This window comes from Pandoraea sp. PE-S2R-1 (assembly GCF_002179865.1).
Classification (GTDB): Bacteria; Pseudomonadota; Gammaproteobacteria; order Burkholderiales; family Burkholderiaceae; genus Pandoraea.
Genome location: NZ_NGUR01000120.1, coordinates 1 through 424 on the forward strand (window position 1 = coordinate 1; position 424 = coordinate 424).

Consider the following 424-nt stretch of genomic DNA (forward strand, 5'->3'; position numbering starts at 1 on the left):
CCCCATCGCTTTTCAAGCATCGCGCATGTGTTGTTACGACACGACGCCATTCGTGCTTTGGCGATGCGGATGTGTGCTTGTCAATGGCCGCTGAGCCCCGCCAGGACAGGGGGGCAGAGGAAATGAGCCATTTCCTTGCCTCTTATGTGAACACGCTTAAACCTAACGATTCTCTCCTGCATCAAGCTGTTTCAGGCCGGGCGACTGAATTGGCCGGATTACCGCAAGTGAACTGGAGAAATCGATTGATGAAGCGAGCAATTATCTGCGTGGCAAAGGGGCTGGTGGGATCGGTATGTCTCATGAGTATGTCGGCCGGCGTATCGGCTAACACGGGCGTCTATCTCTACGGCGATTTAAGCGCCAATGTGGCGCACGCATATAGTGAGAAGCCGACGGCCGGCAAATGGGCGCAGGCGGCAGA

General features: G+C 55.7%; 1 protein-coding gene. It reads left to right on the forward strand.

Annotation, left to right across the window (positions count from 1 at the left end; genetic code table 11):
• Positions 1-122: 122 nt before the first annotated feature.
• The coding region (locus CDV44_RS27910) for a hypothetical protein (protein ID WP_141118847.1) at positions 123-424 on the forward strand (302 nt) is incomplete at its 3' end.